The 20,943-nt window shown below is 42.5% G+C and carries 20 protein-coding genes; 15 read left to right on the top strand and 5 right to left on the bottom strand.

All coding sequences use genetic code 11. The annotated features are described in order from the left end of the window. Positions 1 to 92: 92 nt before the first annotated feature. Both EJP82_RS01985 and EJP82_RS01980 read left to right on the top strand, forming a co-directional pair. Positions 93 to 1,895, top strand: coding sequence for a M3 family oligoendopeptidase (locus EJP82_RS01985; protein WP_127190319.1), 1,803 nt, complete (start codon positions 93 to 95; stop codon positions 1,893 to 1,895). A gap of 254 nt (positions 1,896 to 2,149) precedes the next feature. Next, positions 2,150 to 2,575 carry an O-methyltransferase gene (locus tag EJP82_RS01980; protein WP_127190404.1) on the top strand — a complete coding sequence of 142 codons (426 nt, stop codon included), beginning with the start codon at positions 2,150 to 2,152 and terminating at the stop codon, positions 2,573 to 2,575. Positions 2,576 to 2,670: 95 nt separating this feature from the next. On the opposite strand, the gene EJP82_RS01975 is transcribed toward EJP82_RS01980, so the two are convergent. Both EJP82_RS01975 and EJP82_RS01970 read right to left on the bottom strand, forming a co-directional pair. After that, positions 2,671 to 2,886: an alpha/beta-type small acid-soluble spore protein gene (locus EJP82_RS01975; protein WP_127190318.1), complete on the bottom strand. Its 216-nt coding sequence runs from the start codon at positions 2,884 to 2,886 to the stop codon at positions 2,671 to 2,673. Between the two features lie 172 nt (positions 2,887 to 3,058). Then, positions 3,059 to 4,033: an aldose 1-epimerase gene (locus tag EJP82_RS01970; RefSeq protein ID WP_127190317.1), complete on the bottom strand. Its 975-nt coding sequence runs from the start codon at positions 4,031 to 4,033 to the stop codon at positions 3,059 to 3,061. Between the two features lie 457 nt (positions 4,034 to 4,490). On the opposite strand from EJP82_RS01970, the gene trpS reads away from it, so the two are divergent. The 3 genes from trpS to EJP82_RS01955 all read left to right on the top strand — a co-directional run bounded on the left by trpS (position 4,491) and on the right by EJP82_RS01955 (position 7,385). Further along, positions 4,491 to 5,474: a tryptophan--tRNA ligase gene (gene trpS / locus EJP82_RS01965; RefSeq protein WP_127190316.1), complete on the top strand. Its 984-nt coding sequence runs from the start codon at positions 4,491 to 4,493 to the stop codon at positions 5,472 to 5,474. Positions 5,475 to 5,693: 219 nt separating this feature from the next. Then, the gene (cyoE, locus tag EJP82_RS01960; RefSeq protein WP_127190315.1) at positions 5,694 to 6,632 is read left to right on the top strand and encodes a heme o synthase; all 939 of its coding nucleotides are present in this window, start codon (positions 5,694 to 5,696) and stop codon (positions 6,630 to 6,632) included. Between the two features lie 153 nt (positions 6,633 to 6,785). Beyond that, on the top strand, positions 6,786 to 7,385 hold the full coding sequence (locus tag EJP82_RS01955; RefSeq protein WP_127190314.1) for an SCO family protein: 600 nt from the start codon (positions 6,786 to 6,788) through the stop codon (positions 7,383 to 7,385). Positions 7,386 to 7,404: 19 nt separating this feature from the next. Here the strand turns inward: EJP82_RS01955 and EJP82_RS01950 are convergent, their stop codons facing one another. From EJP82_RS01950 to EJP82_RS01940, 3 genes are all read right to left on the bottom strand, one after another. Continuing rightward, positions 7,405 to 7,755: a toprim domain-containing protein gene (locus EJP82_RS01950; RefSeq protein WP_127190313.1), complete on the bottom strand. Its 351-nt coding sequence runs from the start codon at positions 7,753 to 7,755 to the stop codon at positions 7,405 to 7,407. Between the two features lie 149 nt (positions 7,756 to 7,904). Then, a complete protein-coding gene (locus tag EJP82_RS01945) occupies positions 7,905 to 8,042 on the bottom strand; it encodes a sporulation protein YjcZ (protein WP_127190312.1) in 138 nt (45 codons plus the stop codon). Positions 8,043 to 8,184: 142 nt separating this feature from the next. Beyond that, positions 8,185 to 9,354, bottom strand: coding sequence for an MFS transporter (locus EJP82_RS01940; protein WP_127190311.1), 1,170 nt, complete (start codon positions 9,352 to 9,354; stop codon positions 8,185 to 8,187). A 235-nt stretch (positions 9,355 to 9,589) separates the two neighbouring features. Here EJP82_RS01940 and EJP82_RS01935 point away from each other — a divergent pair, with 235 nt between their 5' ends. The 10 genes from EJP82_RS01935 (at position 9,590) to EJP82_RS01890 (ending at position 20,927) form a co-directional block, all read left to right on the top strand. After that, on the top strand, positions 9,590 to 10,039 hold the full coding sequence (locus EJP82_RS01935; RefSeq protein WP_246053944.1) for a hypothetical protein: 450 nt from the start codon (positions 9,590 to 9,592) through the stop codon (positions 10,037 to 10,039). A 47-nt stretch (positions 10,040 to 10,086) separates the two neighbouring features. Beyond that, positions 10,087 to 11,241 carry a transglutaminase domain-containing protein gene (locus EJP82_RS01930; protein WP_127190310.1) on the top strand — a complete coding sequence of 385 codons (1,155 nt, stop codon included), beginning with the start codon at positions 10,087 to 10,089 and terminating at the stop codon, positions 11,239 to 11,241. A 92-nt stretch (positions 11,242 to 11,333) separates the two neighbouring features. Beyond that, positions 11,334 to 13,361 (top strand): peptidoglycan D,D-transpeptidase FtsI family protein, encoded by a 2,028-nt coding sequence (locus EJP82_RS01925; RefSeq protein WP_127190309.1) that lies wholly within the window; start codon positions 11,334 to 11,336, stop codon positions 13,359 to 13,361. A gap of 216 nt (positions 13,362 to 13,577) precedes the next feature. Beyond that, positions 13,578 to 15,638: a peptidoglycan D,D-transpeptidase FtsI family protein gene (locus EJP82_RS01920; protein ID WP_127190308.1), complete on the top strand. Its 2,061-nt coding sequence runs from the start codon at positions 13,578 to 13,580 to the stop codon at positions 15,636 to 15,638. 188 nt (positions 15,639 to 15,826) lie between these two features. Continuing rightward, positions 15,827 to 16,804 carry a metal ABC transporter solute-binding protein, Zn/Mn family gene (locus EJP82_RS01915; RefSeq protein ID WP_148125747.1) on the top strand — a complete coding sequence of 326 codons (978 nt, stop codon included), beginning with the start codon at positions 15,827 to 15,829 and terminating at the stop codon, positions 16,802 to 16,804. Between the two features lie 38 nt (positions 16,805 to 16,842). Next, entirely contained in the window at positions 16,843 to 17,607 is a 765-nt protein-coding gene (locus EJP82_RS01910) for a metal ABC transporter ATP-binding protein (RefSeq protein ID WP_127190307.1), read from the top strand. Between the two features lies 1 nt (position 17,608). Then, positions 17,609 to 18,571, top strand: a complete 963-nt coding sequence (locus EJP82_RS01905) for a metal ABC transporter permease (RefSeq protein WP_127190306.1) — start codon at positions 17,609 to 17,611, stop codon at positions 18,569 to 18,571. Beyond that, entirely contained in the window at positions 18,571 to 19,461 is an 891-nt protein-coding gene (locus EJP82_RS01900) for a metal ABC transporter permease (RefSeq protein ID WP_127190305.1), read from the top strand. Before EJP82_RS01905 ends, EJP82_RS01900 begins: the two co-directional genes overlap by 1 nt. A 226-nt stretch (positions 19,462 to 19,687) precedes the next feature. Continuing rightward, on the top strand, positions 19,688 to 20,434 hold the full coding sequence (locus tag EJP82_RS01895) for a Cof-type HAD-IIB family hydrolase (protein ID WP_170220106.1): 747 nt from the start codon (positions 19,688 to 19,690) through the stop codon (positions 20,432 to 20,434). Positions 20,435 to 20,441: 7 nt separating this feature from the next. Then, positions 20,442 to 20,927 (top strand): DUF456 domain-containing protein, encoded by a 486-nt coding sequence (locus tag EJP82_RS01890; RefSeq protein ID WP_127190304.1) that lies wholly within the window; start codon positions 20,442 to 20,444, stop codon positions 20,925 to 20,927. Positions 20,928 to 20,943 lie beyond the last annotated feature (16 nt).

Genomic DNA, 20,943 nt, shown 5'->3' with positions numbered 1-20,943 from the left:
TCCTATTCAATTTGGTAACTACAACCTCTTATAGTTATACACTTATTGGTCGGTGCACATCAATACTAAAAGATAAGAAAGGATGATTTAGCTTGACACATCTATCTCTACCAATTAACCCCACATGGGAATTAGACTCTATTTTCCCTGGAGGTTCGGCATCTAAAGAATTGCATACTTTTCTAGAAAAACTGGAAGAGGATATTGCCGTTCTACATAATCATATTAACGATAAGAATACTCCGCAATCCGCTGAAGAAACAACTTCATACGATGTTATTATTGAGGGTTTACAGAGTGCCCTTTCGAGAATATCTGAAGTCAGCAGCTTTACATCTTGTTTGACTGCACAGAATCAGAAGGACAAAAAAGCGGTACAACTCACTGGTAAAGTTACTGCGCTGTACGCTCGGTTAGAGAATGTAATGACTTTGTTTCAGAACGTTCTGCGGAACACAGAGAATGAAGTATGGGAAGCTTGGATTGCACGAGATGAGATATCACCTATTTCATTTGTGCTTAGCGAGAAACGTAGTGAAGCACAGGAGAAACTATCCCCTGAACTTGAAAGCCTTGCTTCCGATTTAGCTGTTGATGGTTATCATGGATGGGGACAACATTATGATACGATTGTTGCAAAAGTAGGTATTCCTCATTCTGATGAGAATGGTGAGATTATGATGCTCTCCGTAGGTCAGGCGGCGAACAAACTAGACGATCCAGATCGAACAGTTCGGGAAGAAACATTCGTCAATTGGGAGAAAGCCTGGGGCGAAGCTGCCGATTATTGTGCGGACACGCTGAATCGTCTTGCCGGATTCCGACTTAAGCTGTATGAGAGACGTGGATGGGATGATGTTCTGAAGGAACCGCTTGCCATCAATCGGATGTCCCGGGAAACCCTAGATTCAATGTGGAAAGTCATTGAAGAGAGCAAACCCGTATTTGTGGCTTATCTGGAACGTAAAGCAAAGCTTCTTGGTTTAGAACGTTTGAATTGGTGTGATGTGGATGCTCCCCTCGGTGATTCCGTTGGGAAAATCACCTACGATCAAGCGGCACAGGACATTGTAGAACAATTCAGGAACTTTAGTCCTAAATTAGCAGACTTTTCAGTTGAAGCATTTAATAATCGCTGGATCGAAGCTGAGGATCGTCCTGGGAAACGTCCAGGCGGATTCTGTACCTCGTTGCCAGCAAGCAAACAGACACGTGTATTTATGACCTTTGGAGGTACCGTCTCCAATCTTTCAACCTTGGCCCATGAACTTGGTCATGCATATCATCAACATTTAATGGAGGATTTACCGCAATTCAATCAGGGCTATGCGATGAATGTAGCGGAGACAGCCTCTACTTTTGCTGAAATGATCTTAGCTGATGCGCTCGTTAAGAATGCGGCCACTAAGGAAGAAAAAATAGGTCTCTTGGCTGATAAAGCTCAACGGAGTATCGCCTTTTTCATGAATATTCATGCCCGGTTCTTGTTTGAAACTTCCTTCTATGAGAAACGCAAGCAAGGTACTTTAGATGCGATTGAGCTATCTGCTTTGATGGAGCAAGCTCAGAAGGAAGCATTTCATGGAGCACTCGGTAGCTATCACCCAAATTTCTGGGCATCGAAGTTACATTTTTATATTACAGATGTCCCATTTTACAATTTCCCTTATACCTTTGGTTATATGTTCAGTACCGGCATTTACGCTCAGGCGCAGCGTGAAGGTGCAACATTTGCAGAGAAGTATGATGCACTGCTGAGGGACACTGGTGTAATGACAGTTGAAGAACTTGCTACTAAACACCTAGGTGTTGATTTGACAAAACCAGATTTCTGGCGCGAAGCGATGTCTTTAGCGATTGCAGATGTAGAAGCGTTCCTTGAATTGACGAACTAACGAGCTAATATAGAGCAGATCCCTTAAATGAGGGATCTGCTTTCTTTTTTTCTGTGCATAAAGCATTAAAAAAGCATGTCGCAATTTCAGGGAAATTGACGAATGGTAAGGGATAATGAATTCAATATATTAAATTTATAGGAATATATAACCAATTTTGTTGTTTGTTGTTGAAGGGTACAAAATATTGGAATATAATGAGACATAAGCCCTATAAATAGGCAATCATATTATAATATGGAAGGAGGGTGGATATTCTGCAAACCGATCAACTTTCACTCGCCAGACAACTTGACATGGTGTTTAGAGAACTAGATACGGAACTCTCCGGAATGACCTCAGGAATTGTTTTCATACAAATTCGCAATAACGCTATTGGGAAATTTGGCATCCGCCATAATCCGATTGCTGGCCGAAATGGTCGTCTGACAGAAGAGAATAAAGGATTGACAGTAGTTCAACTACAGTCATTCCGAGCTATGGCGATTGAAGCATTGAAATTCAAACGGTACTGGACTCATGGGGAAATTAGCTATGAATTTGCACTACGTCAAGAGATGATAGTCGTCGATGCCATAATGGAGTCTAACTACAATATGGCTAATTTGATGATACATCGCTACGCCAGAAAAGAATCTTCCACTACATACCAAGACTATAACGCAGATATGACTTCATAAGTGAAAATAATAACATAGTAAATTTACAGAGAAACAAAAACAGGCGATCTGCATACGCAGACCGCCTGTTGTCCTATTGGTTGAGAAAGAGAATACTATTGACGACCCGACAATTGCTGTTCTGCCAATTGAACCAGACGTTTAGTAATGTAACCCCCTAGGGAGCCAGTTTCGCGAGAAGTGTAGTTCCCGTAGTAACCGTCTGCTGGAATTTGAACGCCCAATTCTTGAGCTGCTTCAATTTTTAGCTGTTGTAGTGCAGCAGTCGCTTGAGGTACAACAAGATTGTTAGAGCGGTTTTGACCTGCCATGTATCTCACCTCCTTCGGCCTTTATGAATGTTAGTATGGTTTTCAAACTCTAAAATATGCAGATGAACTCTCAAATATAGTAGTGGTAATTGTTGTATTTTCTAATGGGTCAAATGAGTCAAAAAAAGAGCCGCCCCACTAAAAGTGAGAAGCTCTTCTTCGAAGATCATATTTAAGTAGCGGATGGATGAATTAAGTCAAGATTGACGTTTAGTTCAATGGTTTGGCCAGGTTGAATTTCAATTAGGCCAGTTGTTTCATTAGGCAAATTACAATTTGGTGCATTAGGCAGCCACGTGTAAGGTTCTATGCACAGAAATTGATCTGCTTCGCCTTTAGTATATAGAACCCAATGCTTGAAGTATGTTGGGTCAGCTGTGTAACGTAGACCATAACCGTCATCACGGGTTAAGAGAGCTTCGACAGGAAGATCACCAATCTGAAGGAGCGTATCGAAATTTGTTCCTTTCAAATTTAGTCCTTCGTTCAATTGCTCTAATTCTCCGAGAGGGGAGATCCCTCCAGTTGGTAGTAACTCATCGTCTAATTGATAAATCCCAGAACAAGGAAGCTGTAACTTCCACTTCTCAGGTTCACCATTGATAAGGAACCAGGTGTGAAGTCCTAATCCGAATGGAGCAGCATTTTGTCCTAACGAAGTAATCTTAAATGTTTGTTTTAGAGAAGCTCCCTGCAAGCGTAACGTCATTTCTAACTTGAGTGGGACAGGATATTGCCTTATCCAATTCGGATCGCTCGAAGTTATAAATTCTGTCGTCACGGCACAACCTTCTTCATCTTCTTCAATGTCGCTAACACACCATGCTTGCGTACGGTGCAACCCATGAATATGGTTGTCATTTGCCGTGTTACGGTCAAATTGGTATTCCTGACCGTCATGAATGAAATGACCTTTGCTTATTCGTCCCGGAGGAATCAGTAGTGGAATTCCAAAATGGTAAGGCTTCTGTAGGTAGAAATCAAGATCGCTCTCTTCCGGGCGGCGCAGCACATCTCGCTGCTGAACATGATCCCACAAGCTAATTACACTATTGCCGAGGCGGGGTAGCAGCGTGACATCAAGTTCGCGGCTATGTAAGATGTACGTGTCGTAACCGTTCCATTGCCCTTTGGTCACTTTTTTCATATCGGTACTCCTTTTCCCACATAATAATCTAATCAATTAGTTAAGCTAAGACCTATCATAACACTTTTTCTCTTGGACGAAAAACAGATTTGACATTGTACACAAATCACACTTATGATAAGACCTATAAATCATTATAACTGAACGCGATGATGGGGATAAGTAGGCAATGTGGATTTTCTTCAGAAATCCGGTGGATGATGCGAACCGGAGAAACCACTATGTTGAATGGACCTCAGAGTGCTGAGCAGAAATGAAGGTATCCTTCAAAATATGCCTGCCGGGAGTTCCCCGTTATGGAACAATTAAGGCCTTATGATCTTGATTTTTTGTTTTCCTGATCTCTGGCGAATAAGGGTGGCACCACGGTCTCACGTCCCTTGCGGACTGTGGGCTTTTTTGTGTTTTGATTTAGATATACATGAAGATGGATTAATCTTTGAGGAGGACGAATAATATGAAAAAAGTACTCTCCGGCATCCAGCCCAGCGGGAAATTAACACTTGGAAATTATATTGGGGCTATGAAAAATTTTGTGGATTTACAGCATGAATATGCTTGTAATTTTATGGTGGTTGATCTTCACGCCATTACTGTACCTCAGGAGCCAGCTGCCCTGAGAGAACAATCTGAAATGGTAGCTGCGCTTTACGTTGCAGCTGGAATTGATCCGAATAAAGCTAACATTTTCATGCAATCGCATGTTCCACAGCACGCACAACTCGGATGGTTGCTGACGACGTTGGTCTCCATGGGAGAATTGGAGCGAATGACCCAGTTCAAAGATAAATCTGAGGGTAAAGAATCAGTTGGGGCTGGTTTGTTTGTATATCCGGCTCTTATGGTGGCAGATATTCTACTTTATAATGCGGATCTTGTTCCTGTTGGTGAAGACCAGAAGCAGCATTTAGAACTTACTCGCGATATTGCGGGCCGGTTTAACAGCCGCTTTGGTGAGTATTTCACTATTCCTGATCCGTATATTCCGGAAGTAGGAGCACGTATTATGTCACTGGATGACGCCTCTAAGAAAATGAGTAAAAGTAATCCAAATGCAGGCAGTCTCATTGCGCTACTAGATGCACCGGATGTTATCCGCAAGAAAATTAGCCGGGCAACAACCGATTCGGGTAGTGAAGTGAAGTACGATCCGGCGAATAAGCCTGAAGTGAGTAATTTAATTACTATATATAGTCAATGTACAGGGATATCGATCCCTGAAGTAGAGGCGCGCTACGAAGGACTAATGTATGGGCCTTTCAAGAAGGATTTAGCAGAAGCGGTTGTAGGATTGCTTGAACCGATGCAACAGCGCTATCGCGATGTAAGGGAGTCTGGTGAACTCCGTAGCATTTTGTCTCAAGGCGCAGAAAGAGCATCAGAAACAGCCGAGAAGACTTTAAAAGAAGTACAGCGTTTAATGGGATTTTTGGAAAAATAGATTTTGTCCTTCTTTAACTGGAGGGGGAATATAAAGTAACCCGGGTAAAGTTTACCTGGGTTTTTATATTGTTGTCACGGAATTGTCATAATAACCCGGGCGTTATTGGAGGAATTTTAAACACTTCGAGTGTTTGATATGATAAAGTTCATAGTAAGAGATTTATTTATGTTTTTCTCAAATTTTATATAACGAATTGTTAGGAGGAATACTGAACGCATGGCTAAACACATAAGTTATCATGCTCCTGCGGATTCCGCTACCTTATCCGTGAGACCAACTCCTCCAGGAGAATCGGTGACTTGGAAGGATTTTATTGTCTTAACGAAGCCTGGAATTCTGCGTTCCAATATGATCGCGGTGTTTGCTGGATTCTGGTTAGCATCTCATTGGGATCTACAATATGGAAAACTTATTATGACACTGCTTGGGACGATGCTGGTTATGGCTTCTTCCTGTGTATTCAATAATTACTTCGATCGTGAGTTAGACACTAAGATGGAACGGACTAAGAATCGAGCTCTTCCTACAGGTAAAATGTCACCCAAAACAGTACTTTGGTATGCAGTTATTTTAGGAATCGCTGGATTGGCTGTCTTGTTTGGTTTTTCCGGCATTCTAGCAGGCTTGTTTGGAATAGTTGGCATGTTTGTATACGTAGTTGTGTACACTCTTTGGCTGAAACGGTCGTCGACTTGGAGTACTTCAGTTGGCGCAATATCAGGGGCTATGCCACCAGTAATCGGTTATGTTGCGGTGACAGGTAGCGTTGATTTGGGAGCTATCCTATTGTTTGCCATGTTGTTCCTGTGGCAGCCACCTCACTTTTGGGCATTAGGAATTCGGCGTGTAGAAGAATATCGTGCAGCAGGTTATCCGCTCTTGCCCGTAGTAAAGGGGATTCCAAGAACTAAGCTCCAAATGCTTCCTTATCTCGTATTGCTGATCCCAATTCCAATCTTAATGTATCTCTACGATTATACAGGAATGTGGTTCCTAGTTATTGGTGAGGTTCTCTCATTAGCATGGCTCTTTATGGCGCTCAAAGGAATTCGTTCCCAGGACAGTGATGCTTGGGCTAAGAAGGTATTTTTGTTCTCTATTAATTATTTGACGATCAATTTAATTGTGATCATTCTGGATACAGTACGGTTCTAGTTTAACACCAGTTTCATACCCATAAAACCTCCCTTCTTAGGGACGACATCATGAGATGCACTTTGCACATACTTAATATTTTATGGAGAGTGCTTTTGCATAAGCAATGCCCATTAGGGATGAGTTGATGCCGAGAATAACGGAGGTCCGGGTATGATTTTACTTAAAAAGTACAAATGGACATGGATTCTATTAGCGCTATGTGTCATCATGGCTGGATATTTGTTATGGGGTGCATGGTCTAAGCCCAAATTGCCAGTAATTCGGCCAGTGGAGAGTTTCTCCTTGGAGAATGTAGATGGGAAGAATGTTACACTAGAGGATACGAACGGAAGGGTAAGACTGTTCTATTTCTTTTTCTCGAAATGCAATGATGTCTGTCCTCTAACTACATTCAGGCTGAGTCAGGTGCAGGATGAATTGAAGAAGAAAGGTTTGTTTGCTAAGGATGCGACGATTGTCTCGATTTCGTTCGATCCGGAGCGTGACACCCGTGAGGAGATCAAGTCATTCGGGGACAAATTTGGAGCGGATTACTCCGGTTGGTATTTTCTCCGGGGAGATCAGCAGAAGGTTATGGATCTGGCGATGAACTCTTTTAAAATACTAATCAATCAAGATCAGACTGGGAATTTTGTTCATATGGATCTCATTGGACTGGTCGATCGGGATGGTCAACTTCGTGAGATATACAGACCCGAAGTCACGGCTACAGAAATTGCTCAAGGTGTCGCGGATTTATCCAAGGAATAACAACATACACATGGATGGACTATATTAGGTCGGGTGGAGGATACAGAATGTATGCCTCCAAACCGGCTTTTTCTAATTGTGCAATGATGTACTCATCGGGCGTCCCTTCGACACCGGCATATCCTTTTCGTGTATACATATGGATTGCATCAGGGAAGACCTCTCTTAAGATGCCGCGAATTCTTCTGCCAGAAGTATCGTTATCTAGAAATAGGAGTACTTCATCTTCTCCCACCTGTTCCTGAAGGGTTTCGAATTTAGTGGCATTAAGGGTTCCAAAGGTACAAAGAATATTCACTTCATCCTCTTGGAGTAGGTGACTTAGTTTGATGCGGTCATTTTTACCTTCGACAATGATATAGATGGGCAATGGTGATCACCTCTGTAGGGAGTTAACGTACCCTACTAGTGTATACTCCTTACCAATACTCATGCAAAATTCAATGAGACCAGGACAAGCGGTCTACCACTGAAGGCAGACCGCATTTGATGCGCGTATCGCGTAGGCATAGGATGAAATTACAGTAGTAGAGGAGCACGAAGAACGATCACTAATAAAATATACAATACAAGGATCGTACCTGTTGTGGTCCAGATATTACAAGCTGAAACAACTGGAGCGATCTGACCAGGTCCACAATTTTCAAGATGGCTCATTTACGTTCACCCCTCTTTCTCATCGGGTAAGTGATTACAAGATATATTATGTAGGTCTTAGACGGGGTGCCCTGTACAATAGCCTAAAAATCCCTGAAATAACAGATTGTCTTTTGAGATGTGAGTTTAATTTCACTGAAAGCTAAGTCATACTTGTTGGCGCGCTGATTGGAGTAGTAGGAACAAGCGGTTTACGCACGGAAGGAACAAGGAGTAGTACAGACATAAGTAACAGGAATCCGACAAAGTAAGGTGAATAACTTTCCCGAATCATCCCTGCAACAATCGGACCGATAAAGGATCCAATGGACATTGCAATCGACTGTAAAGAGAATACCGTGCCAAGTCGCTGTCCCCCACTCAAATCGATAAAGAGAGAAGCGATCGCAGGGAAGACAACACCTTTGGCCATTCCGAGAGCGAATAAGGATACCTCTAGTGGAATGGATGGCAATGCAGCTAGGGAGAAGAAAGATAAGGCGATCCCTAGAATGCCGTAATGTGCCCTTTTGTAAGGTGAAAGGCGATTCAGAAATAGCATAGAGAGAGTGACAAGAGCTCCCAAACTGATGATGGAGAAATAGAGTCCCGTGTGCATAATTCCAGCCTTTCCTCCTGCTCGCATGGGTAGTTCAAAGAATAGGATTCCCTGTGAACATGCTACAGCTAAGGGAAGTAAATAAACTCGTAGCGGGATGATGTTTAGTTTCATGGGAACTTTCTGCTTTGGTGTGACTCCCGTTTCGGTAAGGGAAGGCTTCGGTTTTCGGGATTCTTTGATTGTAAAGATAGCAATAATGCCAGTCGCGATTAACAACCAGCCTAGGGATTGAAAGGTTAGCTTGAATCCGACTTGGGCGACTAGGAAGGCTCCGGCAGCTGGAGATACCACGGAAGCTAAAGTGTGCATAACTCCATGCCCAGCCATTAGTTTACCTTGCTGTGTCTGGTTTGTGGATAATGAAGCAAGGAGAGCCAAGCAGGCGGGTGATAGAAAGGCGAGTACAAAACCGCTGATTGAACGTAATGTAAGCAGTTGCCAAGGCTCCGTCACATGGGCTTGCAGCAGTAGGATACACCCAGCGGTAATCATACTAAAGATCATATAACCGCGGCTCCCGTGCCGGTCCACGCCTTGACCAGCGATCAAATTCCCTGGGAGATGAGTTAGTGCATAAATACCCATCATCCATCCGATGAACGTCGGTGCAGCACCTAGCGATAGAGCGAAAGGCGTTAGTATCGGATATTGGGCGTGGAGATCGAAGAAAGCCAGAAACATAAAAAAGTAAAGCCAAAAAGCCATTTTCATATCTTGCCCTCCTCACATAAGTCACTAATCTACTTGTACGTTTCTTGGGACGGACTTATACCCCTAAAATCTTATGGAGGTTGTCCTTAATTTAGGGCTTTCTGCAAGAAATAGGGGTTAAGCTGACACACACTCGGGCCATCATGTATAATAAGAGAGGTTATTTATAAAGTCAGCTTTTGATCAAGAAAGATATACTAACCTGTTCTAATAAAATGATGTTTAGGAGTTGGATATGATGGATGTTCAAGTATGGATTGAGTTTCTAAAAGAGAACTGGTTGGTCATTGTTGTTGCATTGGTTGTCCTTTTCTTGATCTTGAATTTCGTGAAGACGGTCGTAAAATGGGCGCTTGTACTTGTCATTGCGGCGTTTATTATCATTTACAGTGGGCTTTCGTTGAAAGATCTGAGTAGTGCTGTATCGGTCGTGACGGAGCAGGCAACAAGCATTGGTAAAGACCAAGTGTTGAATGTCATGAAGAGTAGAGCCAAGGATGCCAAGTTTACCCAGAATAGCGACGGTACATTTATAATAACTATCTCGAACCCAGACGTAGAAGTAACCGGAACTATTGGTGGAGATAAAGTGAAAGTAGTGTCTCACGGGATTTCATTGGGAGAATGGACGGTAGACGATACTGTAGAAGCCTTCATTCAAGAGGCAACAAGGAATTCTAAATAGTTCAGGGCAGTTAGTCTTAACCTAAGTCATCTAGATAGGAGGCAGACATGACGGAAGCTTGGATTGCGAGTCTGCGTGAGTATAACCTGATTACTATATTGTTGATTATTATCTTATTGGGTTCTGCCCTTCAAGGCTTAATGCGAGGTGCTTCCCGATCTGCCGGAAGATTGTTTACACTCCTAAGTGGTGGGGTTCTGACCCTCCTTGGAATAGGGGTATCTATTCCATTCACTTTGTGGATCTCACCTACTGTACAAAGCTTACTATCTAATAATCTGACGCTGCCCGAGCGGGACTTAGCTAAATGGGAGCAGGTATACTATACATTGGCAACAGCGGTAAGAGATTTTCCGTTGATGCGTTTTGCTGTACTGTTTATTCTCAGTTATGTATTGTTCCGGTTCTTACTTGGGATGATCTTAGGATTTATTATTGGAGGAGGTTCGCTGTTTGGGAGGCGTTCTTTCAACGAGGAACGCCCTGCTTCCTTACTGGGGAGACTAGTTGGAGTGGGGATTGGTGCGATCATTGGCGTAGCTAGAAGCCTGGTTATCATTGCTATTTTGTTCATTGCGGTGACACTTTTCCCTACCAGTAACTTCAGTCGTTATGTAGAGGCGTCACCCGTATATCAACAAGGAGCACGTAATGTAATTGAGCCACTTTCGGGTAATCTAATAAAAGAGAAACTTCCGGTATTTACCCGCAGTGTGGAAGTAGAACTAAATGGGATTTTGCAACGGAAATATGAAGTGATTGATGCCAATGTCCCTCAGAATATTGAACAAGCTGCTGCGAAAATCATTGAAGGGGCAGCGAGTGAAGAGGAGAAAGCCCGTCTTCTGTATGATTGGGTTGGATCACGCATTGTGTATGATAATGATAAAGTTAAGGATTATGAAGAAAAAGGAATTTGGCATGAGCAGACACCGCAAATGACCTTCGATACGAAGCGTGGAGTGTGTATTGATTACTCTCGTCTGTATGCGATCATGGCTAGATCTCAAGGGTTAGAGGTAAAAGTAGTAACCGGACTTGGGTACGATGGCCAGGGTGGTTACGGTCCGCATGCTTGGAATGAAGTGTACATTCCAGAGAAAGAGAAGTGGATTCCACTGGATTCCACTTGGGCTGGCAGTGGTGATTGGTTTGATTCTCCCGGTTTCAGCGAGACTCACGTCGCGGACAAGATCGTATAAAAGTCCAAAAAGAGTGTAACTTCGCAAGACGTTAGTACGTTATGCTAATATGAATAGTGTGACTTAGTAGGAATGAAAGTGGGAGAAATAAAATGAAAAATGTCTATTCTGACGATCAACGCGAACAAGAAATTGCGATGCAGCGTCATTTTAATATTCGTCTAAATATGTTTTTCTTTAGTGCATTTGCCATATTTACGGTCATTATCGTAAGACTTGCAATTTTACAATTTGTTGAAGGGCCAAGCCTTTCACAACAAGAGACCAGTATGAGGGTAAAGGATGTACCACTTCCTCCGACAAGAGGTTCTATTATCGCTGACGGGGGCGAGAAACTGGCATATTCCACGCCTGTACAATCGTTGTATATTACGCTGCAGAAGGACTATAGTAAAGCGGAGAATCGACCAGAGGCTACGGCTCTTGCCGAGAAATTGAAGAAGGTTTTTGATGAAAATGGAGATCCAGATGCAACACCTCTTACCTTGGACAAAATTATCGAAGCAATGGATATTGATTATAGACAGAATGGTGGATTTTCACCTCGTAGAATTAAGCTTGATTTATCAGATGCAGAAGTGGCGTATTTCTTGGAACGGAAAGATCAATTTCCGGGCATAGAGGTCGTAGAAGAAAGTGTTCGGCATTATGATAAAGATACGGTGGCTGTACAAACCGTAGGTTATATAAAAAAGTACAAAAATGCTTCAACAAGTTTAGAATATTATAAGAATTTACGCGCACAAGAACAAACAGACCCTGCTCTACAGTACACAGAAGCTGAAGATGTTGGGTACGACGGCCTGGAACTTTACTATCAGGATGTCCTTCGTGGCAAGAATGGATATAAGAGCGTCGCGATTGATCCACGAAATATGGCTACCGGGATTCCGGAAGTAACGCCTCCTGAAAAGGGCTATGACATTCACACATCAATTAATAAAACGGTACAAATTGCTGCGGAAGAAGCGATAACGTACCAGCTTGATTGGGTTCATAAGAATCCTGTGTCTGGTAAGACACATCCTAAAGCACTAACCGGTTATGCGGTAGCGATGGAAGTGGATACCGGGAAAGTGGTTGCGATGGCGAGTATGCCTGATTATGATACAAATATTTGGCAGACGGGGAGCGTATCGAGCGAGGACTATAAGAAAATCGAAACCAACTATCAAAATGGGACGATCACACCGTTTAGCTCGGGGCGTTCGGGACATAATTTTGAATCGACCATTTTGCTCGGGTCTACGATCAAACCATTATCGGTTCTTATCGGCTTGAACGAGGGGTTATTTACAACTTCAACCATCTATAATGACCGAGGGATTGCGTATTTCGGAAAGAACGACTCTGCTAGTGTTCGAAACTCAGGTAGTCATGTATACGGTGGTCTTGATCCAGCAAAGGCCATTCTTCATTCCTCCAATGCCTTTATGGTGGATATGGTAGGTGAAAAGCTGTGGAACAAATATGGATCCAAGGGTATTGATAAATGGGATGAATATATGAAGGCTTTTGGACTGGGTGTATCCACTGGAGTAGACCTTCCGAATGAATATCTAGGTAAACTGGAATATACGAATGAGAAAGAAACTGCGCTTTCCCGATTGGCATATGCATCGTTCGGTCAACAAGGGAAATATACGACCTTGCAGCTTGCTCAATATACAGCGACAATTGCAAGTCATGGGAAGAGAATGCAACCGCAACTAGTTAAGAAAATTACCGATGCGGATGGAAATGTTATCGAGGAAATTGAACCCAAAATGCTGGATGAAATTAAATTTGATGAATCCTATTGGAAGGAAGTCATCAGTGGAATGTCAACTAGTGTAAACAATGCTTTTAGTGGTTTCCCATACGACTTTGCTCGTAAAACGGGAACTTCAGAGCAATGGGGGGATGGTGCGAACAGAGATAACGGGGTGTTTATCGCATTTGCTCCACGTGATAATCCGAAACTCGCTGTCGCCGTTGTTATTCCAGAGGGTGGATTTGGTGCTTACAGCGCTGCGCCGGTAGCCCGTAAAATCTTTGATGCATATGATCAAGAATACGGTCTAGATGGAGTACCAAAGAAAACTTTGCAACAGAAAGATACCACAGTCGTAGGTGAATAAAATAAAGGGAAATCCGATACGACGGAGTAATATATTTGCTATAAATTGAATAATTATTATTTTAAGCAGGAGGGTAAGTAACCTCTTGCTTTTTTTGTGTGTAGACATAAACCACGAAAAACATTATATAAATTTCCAGAAGAGTGTAACTTTACAAAAGTGTATTACGTTGTGCTCATATAAGGTTGTGATGAGTAGGAATGAGGTGTACTGGATATGAAAAATATATTTTCTGAAGAAGATCAGGGTGAACAAGAGCGTGCGATGCAGCGCCATTTTAATATTCGACTGAATATATTTTTCTTTAGTATATTTGTTATTTTTACCGTCATTATTGTACGACTAGCAGTTCTACAATTTGTTGAGGGGCCAAGTCTTTCACAGCAGGAAACCAGTATGAGGTTAAAAGAAGTGCCACTTCCTCCTTCAAGAGGCTCAATTATTGCTGACGGAGGTGAGAAATTAGCTTATTCTACTCCGATCCAATCACTATATATAACTTTACAGAAGGACTACAGTAAGGTGGAGGATCGAGCAGAGGCCACAGCTCTTGCTGAGAAATTGAAGAAGGTTTTTGATGAGAAAGGTGATCCGAATGGAGTAGCATTAACCTTGAAAGAAATCATTGACGCTATGGATATTGATTATAGACAGAATGGTGGATTTTCACCTCGTCGGATAAAACTCGATTTATCCAAAGAAGAGATGGCTTATTTCTTGGAGCGGAAGGATCAATTTCCTGGTATAGACGTCGTAGAAGAGAGTATTCGACATTATGATAAAGATACTGTGGCCGTACAGACCGTTGGCTATATAAGAAAATATGAAAATGCTTCAACCAGCCTACCTTATTATAAAGAGATCCGAGCACAAAAGGAAACGGTTCCATCCCTGCATTATACAGAAACCGAAACGGTTGGATACGATGGACTGGAATTGTATTATCAGGACATCCTTCGTGGCAAAAATGGATATAAGAGCGTCGAGATTGATCCACGAAATATGGTAATTGGAATTCCCGAAGTAACTCCTCCAGAAAAGGGCTATGACATACATATAACACTCAACAAAAAGGTGCAACTTGCTGCAGAAGCAGCAATTATGTATCAACTTGACTGGCTCCAGGGCAACCCAGTATCGGGTAAGGCCCATCCTGATGCCAAAACTGGATATGCAGTAGCGATGGAAGTGGATACGGGGAAAGTGATTGCTATGGCGAGTATGCCTGATTATGACACAAATATATGGCAAACGGGGAGCGTTTCGAACGAGGAGTATAAGAAAATTGAAACCAACTACCAGAACGGGACGATTACACCGTTTAGCTCGGGAAGGTCTGGACATAATTTTGAATCGACCGTCTTGTTAGGCTCAACGATTAAACCATTATCAGTGCTTGTTGGGTTGAATGAGGGGTTGTTTACAACTACAACTACCTATAATGACCGAGGAATCGCTTATTTTGGGAAAAACGACTCTGCTAGTGTACGTAACTCAGGTAGCCATCCATACGGCTCACTTAGACCGATTGATGCCATTCGTAAATCATCAAACACCTTTATGGTGGATATGGTTGGAGAGAAGTTATATAAGAGAGATGGCGCCAAAGGTATAGACTTATGGCATAAATACATGAAGGAATTTGGGTTAGGTGTAGTTACAGGGGTAGATTTACCAAATGAGTTTAGAGGTAAATTGGAATATTTCACTGAATCCGAGACCGCACTTACTCGCTTAGCCCTTGCGTCGTTCGGACAACAAGGCAAGTATACTGCGATGCAGCTTGCTCAGTATACGGCGACCTTAGCAAGTAGAGGTAAACGGATGGAACCGCATCTGGTTAGTAAAATTACAGATGAACAGGGAAATATTATAGAAGAAATAGAGCCGAAAGTTCTAAATGAAATCTACTTTAGTGATACTTATTGGGATACAGTTATTGGTGGAATGGAAACTAAGATAAACCAAACTTTTGATGGTTTTCCATACGATTATGCCCGCAAGACAGGAACATCGGAGCAGACCTTCAAAGGAAAAAATATAGATAATGGTGTATTTATCGCATTTGCTCCACGTGATAAACCTAAATTGGCTGTCGCAGTTGTCATTCCCGAGGGTGGGTTTGGTGCTTCCAGTGCCGCGCCAGTAGCCCGCAAAATTTTTGATGCGTATGATTGGGAGTACGGTCTGAATGGAGTGCCGAAGAAGAATTTACTACCGAAAGATAACACAGACGTAGATGTAGATAATAAAGGTAAGTCCGATACGACGGAATGATGGAATTGGGATGAGTCGATTAAAATCATTTTTAGGCAAGAGGGTAAATTCCTCTTGCCTTTTTGTATCCTCTTGAGTTAAGATTTGCACTAGGGAAACATTTTTAAGTATATACAACATATGATACCTAGGGAAACAATTGTTCGTACGTACAACAAAAACCAACATCAAATGGGAGGGGAAGTAAAATGGGAAAGCAGTTGGAAGTTAAGAAGAGCCCGTTACAAAGAGCGAAGATGACAATAGGTGTTCTAGTGTTAATTATTATATCAGCATGTTCAAGAGTTGATGGAGAGATGAATCGGGTTGAAAGGGCTAGTGGTGGTTCACCTATCCAAGTGGTTACAACGATAGGAATGATCTCCGACATCGTTCAAGAAGTCGGTGGAACAGAAGTAGTCGTAACTGGATTGATGGGACCAGGAGTAGACCCTCATTTATATAAAGCGTCACAAGGAGATATGAAGAGACTTGAAGACGCGGAGGTTATTTTCTACGGCGGATTACATTTAGAAGGTAAGATGACAGAAATTTTAGAAAAAATGGAAAATAAAAAATTAACTGTCGCTGTTTCAAAGGATATAGATCGTGCTGTTCTGAGATCTGGAAAGGATGCGGGCGGGTCTCAATATGATCCTCACATTTGGTTTGACGTTAAGCACTGGATTTCGGCTACTGAAACGATTTATGATGCGTTGGTGCAATATGATCCAACAAATGCTGAACAATATAAGAAAAATGCAGAGACTTACATTAACAAATTAACGGAACTAGATGCTGAGGTTAAAGATAGAATTCTGGAAATTCCAGAAAATGATCGAATATTAGTAACTGCTCATGACGCGTTTGGATATTTCGGCGAAGCTTATGGAATGAAAGTAATGGGTCTACAGGGGATAAGTACCGCATCTGAATATGGATCAAAAGATGTAAGTAAGTTACGTGATTTTCTTGTAGAGAATAAAATTAAAGCGGTATTCGTGGAGTCCAGTATTCCAACGAAGTCAATGGAAGCAGTCATCGCAGGGGCGAAGGAGAAAGGACATTCGGTTAACATTGGGGGAGAATTATATTCGGACTCAATGGGAGAGCCTGGATCAGATGCGGATACCTACATCGAAATGGTACGACATAACGTAAACACGATCGTAGATGCACTGAAATAAAGGATAGGTAGTTTTTTCTACAGGAGAGGAGAATTAAAATGCTGAACTCAAATCCGCTACAAGTTAACAATTTAACAGTTGCTTATCAGAAAAAGCCTGTACTGAACGCTGTTTCTTTTGTAATTCCGTCAGGGAAACTCATAGGTATCCTCGGCCCAAATGGAGCTGGAAAGTCTACTCTTCTGAAGGCTGTACTTGGATTAATTCCAATAGTAGACGGCGAAGTGAAAATATATGGTGGTTCTTATCGAGAGCAACGGAAAAATGTTGGATATGTACCACAGCGTGAATCCGTGGATTGGGACTTCCCTACCAATGCTTTGGATGTTGTGATGATGGGGAGGTATGGACATTTGGGATGGTTCAGACGTCCAGGGGCATCCGAGCGAAAGCTCGCAACAGAATGTTTGGATAAGGTAGGTATGAAGGATTATGCAGGACGACAAATCAGTCAACTATCAGGCGGTCAGCAGCAACGTGTATTCTTGGCAAGAGCACTTGCACAAAATGCGAACCTCTATTTCATGGATGAACCATTTGCTGGAGTGGATGCTACGACAGAGAAGGCGATCATTCAGCTTCTGCATGATTTGAAGAATCAAGGTAAGACAGTGCTGGTTGTTCACCATGATCTCTCTACGGTACGTGAGTATTTTGATCATGTCATATTGTTAAACGGAGATTTGGTTGCTGAGGGCCCAACCGAAGTGACATTTACACCGGAAAATCTGCAGAAAACGTATGGGGGGCGATTAGCTTTACTTCAAGATTTTGTTACCGTACCGGTAGGGACGGTGCAGTGATATGATACCGACATTGATAAGTTGGTTCACCGATCCCAATATGAGATGGATATTAATGGGCTCTCTTCTATTAGGACTGGGGAGCGGCGTAATTGGTTCGTTTACTGTATTGCGCAAACAGAGTTTGCTTGGGGATACGTTGGCGCATGCTGCCTTACCAGGCATTTGCATCGCCTTCATGCTTAGTGGGGTCAAATCAATGGGTTTATTTATGATAGGTGCTATTATCTCCGGTATGATTGCAACATTAGGGATTCATATCATCACTTCTTTCTCGCGGATAAAACAAGATGCTGCTTTAGGAATTACACTTTCCGTATTCTTCGGAGTCGGAGTTGTTCTTATGACTAAAATTCAGCACAGCGGAAACGGAAACCAAAGTGGACTTGATAAATATATGTTCGGTCAGGCTGCCTCGATGATGCTGTCAGATGTTTATCTTATGGGCACTGTCTCGTTGCTACTGATTTTAATTTGTGCGTTACTGTTTAAAGAGTTCAAATTGGTAAGCTTCGATCCTGGATTTGCTAGGGGAATGGGGCTGAAGGTGGCAGTCCTAGAGCAACTTCTGCTATTAATGACTGTTGTAGCCGTGGTCGTCGGTATACAGGCAGTCGGAGTTGTCTTGGTAGCTGCGCTGTTAATTACTCCCGCTGTTGCTGCTCGCTATTGGAGCGATGCACTAGGGGTTATGGTTATATTAGCCGGGTTATTTGGGGCACTGTCAGGCGTAATTGGTACGCTAATTAGTTCAACTCTATCCAATTTGCCGACAGGACCTGTGACCGTTTTGTCATCTACGTCTATCTTTTTTGTCTCGGCAGTATGTGCTCCAGGGAGAGGGCTGATTGCTAAATGGATTCAGCGTGTTCGTAATCGGAGAGTAATCCAGCCTAATATTGAATCCGTTGGAACCCATGCAGTCCTTCAGAGAACAGCGGCAGTAGAAAGGAGCACGGAGTAATGGGTGATTTCTGGATCATACTTACTGGTTCGTTAGTAGCAGCTAGTTGTGGGATACTAGGTTGTTTTCTTATTTTACGAAAAATGGCACTGATCGGAGATGCAATAAGCCATTCAGTGCTCCCAGGGATTGCGATTGCCTTTCTAATAAGTGGTTCTCGTGATTCTTTCTTGATGCTGTTAGGGGCTTCGGTATTTGGATTAATCACGGTGTTTCTCATCCAACTTCTTCAACGTGGAGGACTTCAAGGAGACGCTTCAATTGGGATTGTCTTCACAGCGTTATTTGCAATAGGCGTTATTCTAATCAGCAGAAATGCATCCAACATTGACCTGGATCTGGACTGTGTTCTATTCGGGGAAATTGCCTACGTACAATGGGATACATTAATTTTGAATGGATACGATATGGGACCTGCTGCTGTGTGGATGTTGGGCGGAACCCTGCTTGTGGTTCTTGCTGCGGTTGGTTTGTTCTATAAACAATTCAAACTGTGTGCCTTCGATCCAGCGCTGGCTGCGGCTGTTGGTATTCCTGTGGCTCTATTTCATTATTTATTGATGGGACTTGTATCATTATCTACAGTGGCATCTTTCGAGAGCGTAGGCGCTATCCTTGTTGTAGGTATGCTCATTGTGCCCGCTTCTACTGCGTACTTACTTACCGACCGGCTTAGTACAATGCTCGTGTATAGTGTGATCCTTGGTGTGCTTTGTTCAGCAGGAGGATATTATGCTGCTAAGTGGATAGATACTTCAATTGCAGGCTCTATGATTACTGTTGCAGGTATCTTGTTTCTCCTAGCGTTTATTTTCTCGCCTTTGCATGGACTTGTAGCTAGATTCGCCAAGCGTCGTCGTTTGAAGAGGGTTCCTATGCCACTTAACTAATCATCAATCAGCTTCTGTATGGAAACAATAAATAACCAATTTAAGTTATTAGAATATAGGACTGCAGGAATGGAAATTCCCCAGCAGTCTTTTTCATTTTGATTGATGTTATAAGTCTGTCTTTGTTGGTGCTACGGTAATATGATAAAATGACGTTGTGTTGTTTAAAAGAATGAATTAGAGAAGAGATTAGAACAAAGGATAAGAGTGAAATGGAGGAAGACAATTGAAATATAAATTACTGGCACTAGATATGGACGGAACCTTGCTGACCGATGATCATCAAATTTCACCAGAGACGGAGAAGTGGATTCGCAAAGCCATGGCGGCGGGAGTTCATGTATGTCTATCTACAGGTAGAGGATTTGATGAAGCTATTTCTTTTGGTGATCAATTAGGACTTAAAACACCGATGGTAACCGCAAATGGAAGTGAAGTATGGAAAACACCACATGAGTTGTACCATCGCGAATTGTTTGAGAAAAGCATTATCGAAACCATGTACAATATTGCTCAGGAGAAAAAGGTTTGGTTCTGGGCCTATGCTGTAGAAGGAGTCTACAATGAGAAAAATTGGGATAATTCCTTGCTGGACCGCAACCAATGGATCAAATTCGGCTACCATATTGAGGATGACGAGGTTCGCCACGACGTTCTGATGCAATTACAGGATATGGGGGGGCTTGAGATCACGAATTCATCCCCTGTTAACTTGGAGATCAATCCTAAGGGAATTAATAAAGCGAGTGGTATACGTATGGTATGCGAGGAGTTACTTGGAATCGATATGTCTGAAGTAATTGCAGTCGGTGATAGCTTGAACGATCTGGCTGTCATTCAAGCAGCTGGATTGGGCGTAGCAATGGGTAATGCTCAGGATACACTCAAGGAGAATGCAGATGTTGTTACAGCATCCAACAATGAGGATGGTATTGCGTTGATTATTCGCGATTATATTTTGATGGAGGAGTGAGCTTTTCATGGTAGTACTCGGCTGGTTTCTTGTTATCGCTTTGTTTGCCATCGGCATGGCGGGAACGGTTTACCCCATACTTCCTGGGGTGCTGGCCGTGTATTTTGCCTTCTTCGTGTACGGATGGTTCTTCTCATTTGAATCTTTTGGTGTGTTTTTCTGGATTATTCAAACACTGATCGTAGTCGTTCTGTTAGTTGCAGATTACGCGGTTGGTGCATGGGGTGTCAAAAAATTCGGGGGCAGTAAGTTATCGATGTGGCTGAGTACCATAGGAATTATAATCGGCCCGTTCGTTATTCCTGCCTTCGGTTTAATTTTGGGACCACTCATTGGGGCAATGATTGGGGAACTGCTTCGGGGTGAGTCGTTGACTAAAGCTTTCAATGTAGGGATTGGCTCATTAGTAGGCCTATTTACTAGTATCGTGGTCAAAGTGGCATTGCAGCTCACAATGATTGTGGTCTTTATTATCTGGATCGTTGCTTTCTAGATTGGTTAGATTGTGC

This window comes from Paenibacillus anaericanus (assembly GCF_003994475.1).
Classification (GTDB): Bacteria; Bacillota; Bacilli; order Paenibacillales; family Paenibacillaceae; genus Fontibacillus; species Fontibacillus anaericanus.
This window is presented reverse-complemented; position numbering and strand designations above follow the sequence as displayed.

Coding starts and splice junctions, on each gene's coding strand:
- EJP82_RS01915 (WP_148125747.1), top strand. CDS start 15,827: ATGGGAAAGCAGTTGGAAGTTAAGAAGAGCCCGTTACAAAGAGCGAAG.
- EJP82_RS01935 (WP_246053944.1), top strand. CDS start 9,590: ATGATGGATGTTCAAGTATGGATTGAGTTTCTAAAAGAGAACTGGTTG.
- EJP82_RS01940 (WP_127190311.1), bottom strand. CDS start 9,354: ATGAAAATGGCTTTTTGGCTTTACTTTTTTATGTTTCTGGCTTTCTTC.
- EJP82_RS01890 (WP_127190304.1), top strand. CDS start 20,442: ATGGTAGTACTCGGCTGGTTTCTTGTTATCGCTTTGTTTGCCATCGGC.
- EJP82_RS01970 (WP_127190317.1), bottom strand. CDS start 4,033: ATGAAAAAAGTGACCAAAGGGCAATGGAACGGTTACGACACGTACATC.
- EJP82_RS01945 (WP_127190312.1), bottom strand. CDS start 8,042: ATGAGCCATCTTGAAAATTGTGGACCTGGTCAGATCGCTCCAGTTGTT.
- EJP82_RS01910 (WP_127190307.1), top strand. CDS start 16,843: ATGCTGAACTCAAATCCGCTACAAGTTAACAATTTAACAGTTGCTTAT.
- EJP82_RS01930 (WP_127190310.1), top strand. CDS start 10,087: ATGACGGAAGCTTGGATTGCGAGTCTGCGTGAGTATAACCTGATTACT.
- cyoE (WP_127190315.1), top strand. CDS start 5,694: ATGGCTAAACACATAAGTTATCATGCTCCTGCGGATTCCGCTACCTTA.
- EJP82_RS01955 (WP_127190314.1), top strand. CDS start 6,786: ATGATTTTACTTAAAAAGTACAAATGGACATGGATTCTATTAGCGCTA.
- EJP82_RS01925 (WP_127190309.1), top strand. CDS start 11,334: ATGAAAAATGTCTATTCTGACGATCAACGCGAACAAGAAATTGCGATG.
- EJP82_RS01905 (WP_127190306.1), top strand. CDS start 17,609: ATGATACCGACATTGATAAGTTGGTTCACCGATCCCAATATGAGATGG.
- trpS (WP_127190316.1), top strand. CDS start 4,491: ATGAAAAAAGTACTCTCCGGCATCCAGCCCAGCGGGAAATTAACACTT.
- EJP82_RS01900 (WP_127190305.1), top strand. CDS start 18,571: ATGGGTGATTTCTGGATCATACTTACTGGTTCGTTAGTAGCAGCTAGT.
- EJP82_RS01920 (WP_127190308.1), top strand. CDS start 13,578: ATGAAAAATATATTTTCTGAAGAAGATCAGGGTGAACAAGAGCGTGCG.
- EJP82_RS01975 (WP_127190318.1), bottom strand. CDS start 2,886: ATGGCAGGTCAAAACCGCTCTAACAATCTTGTTGTACCTCAAGCGACT.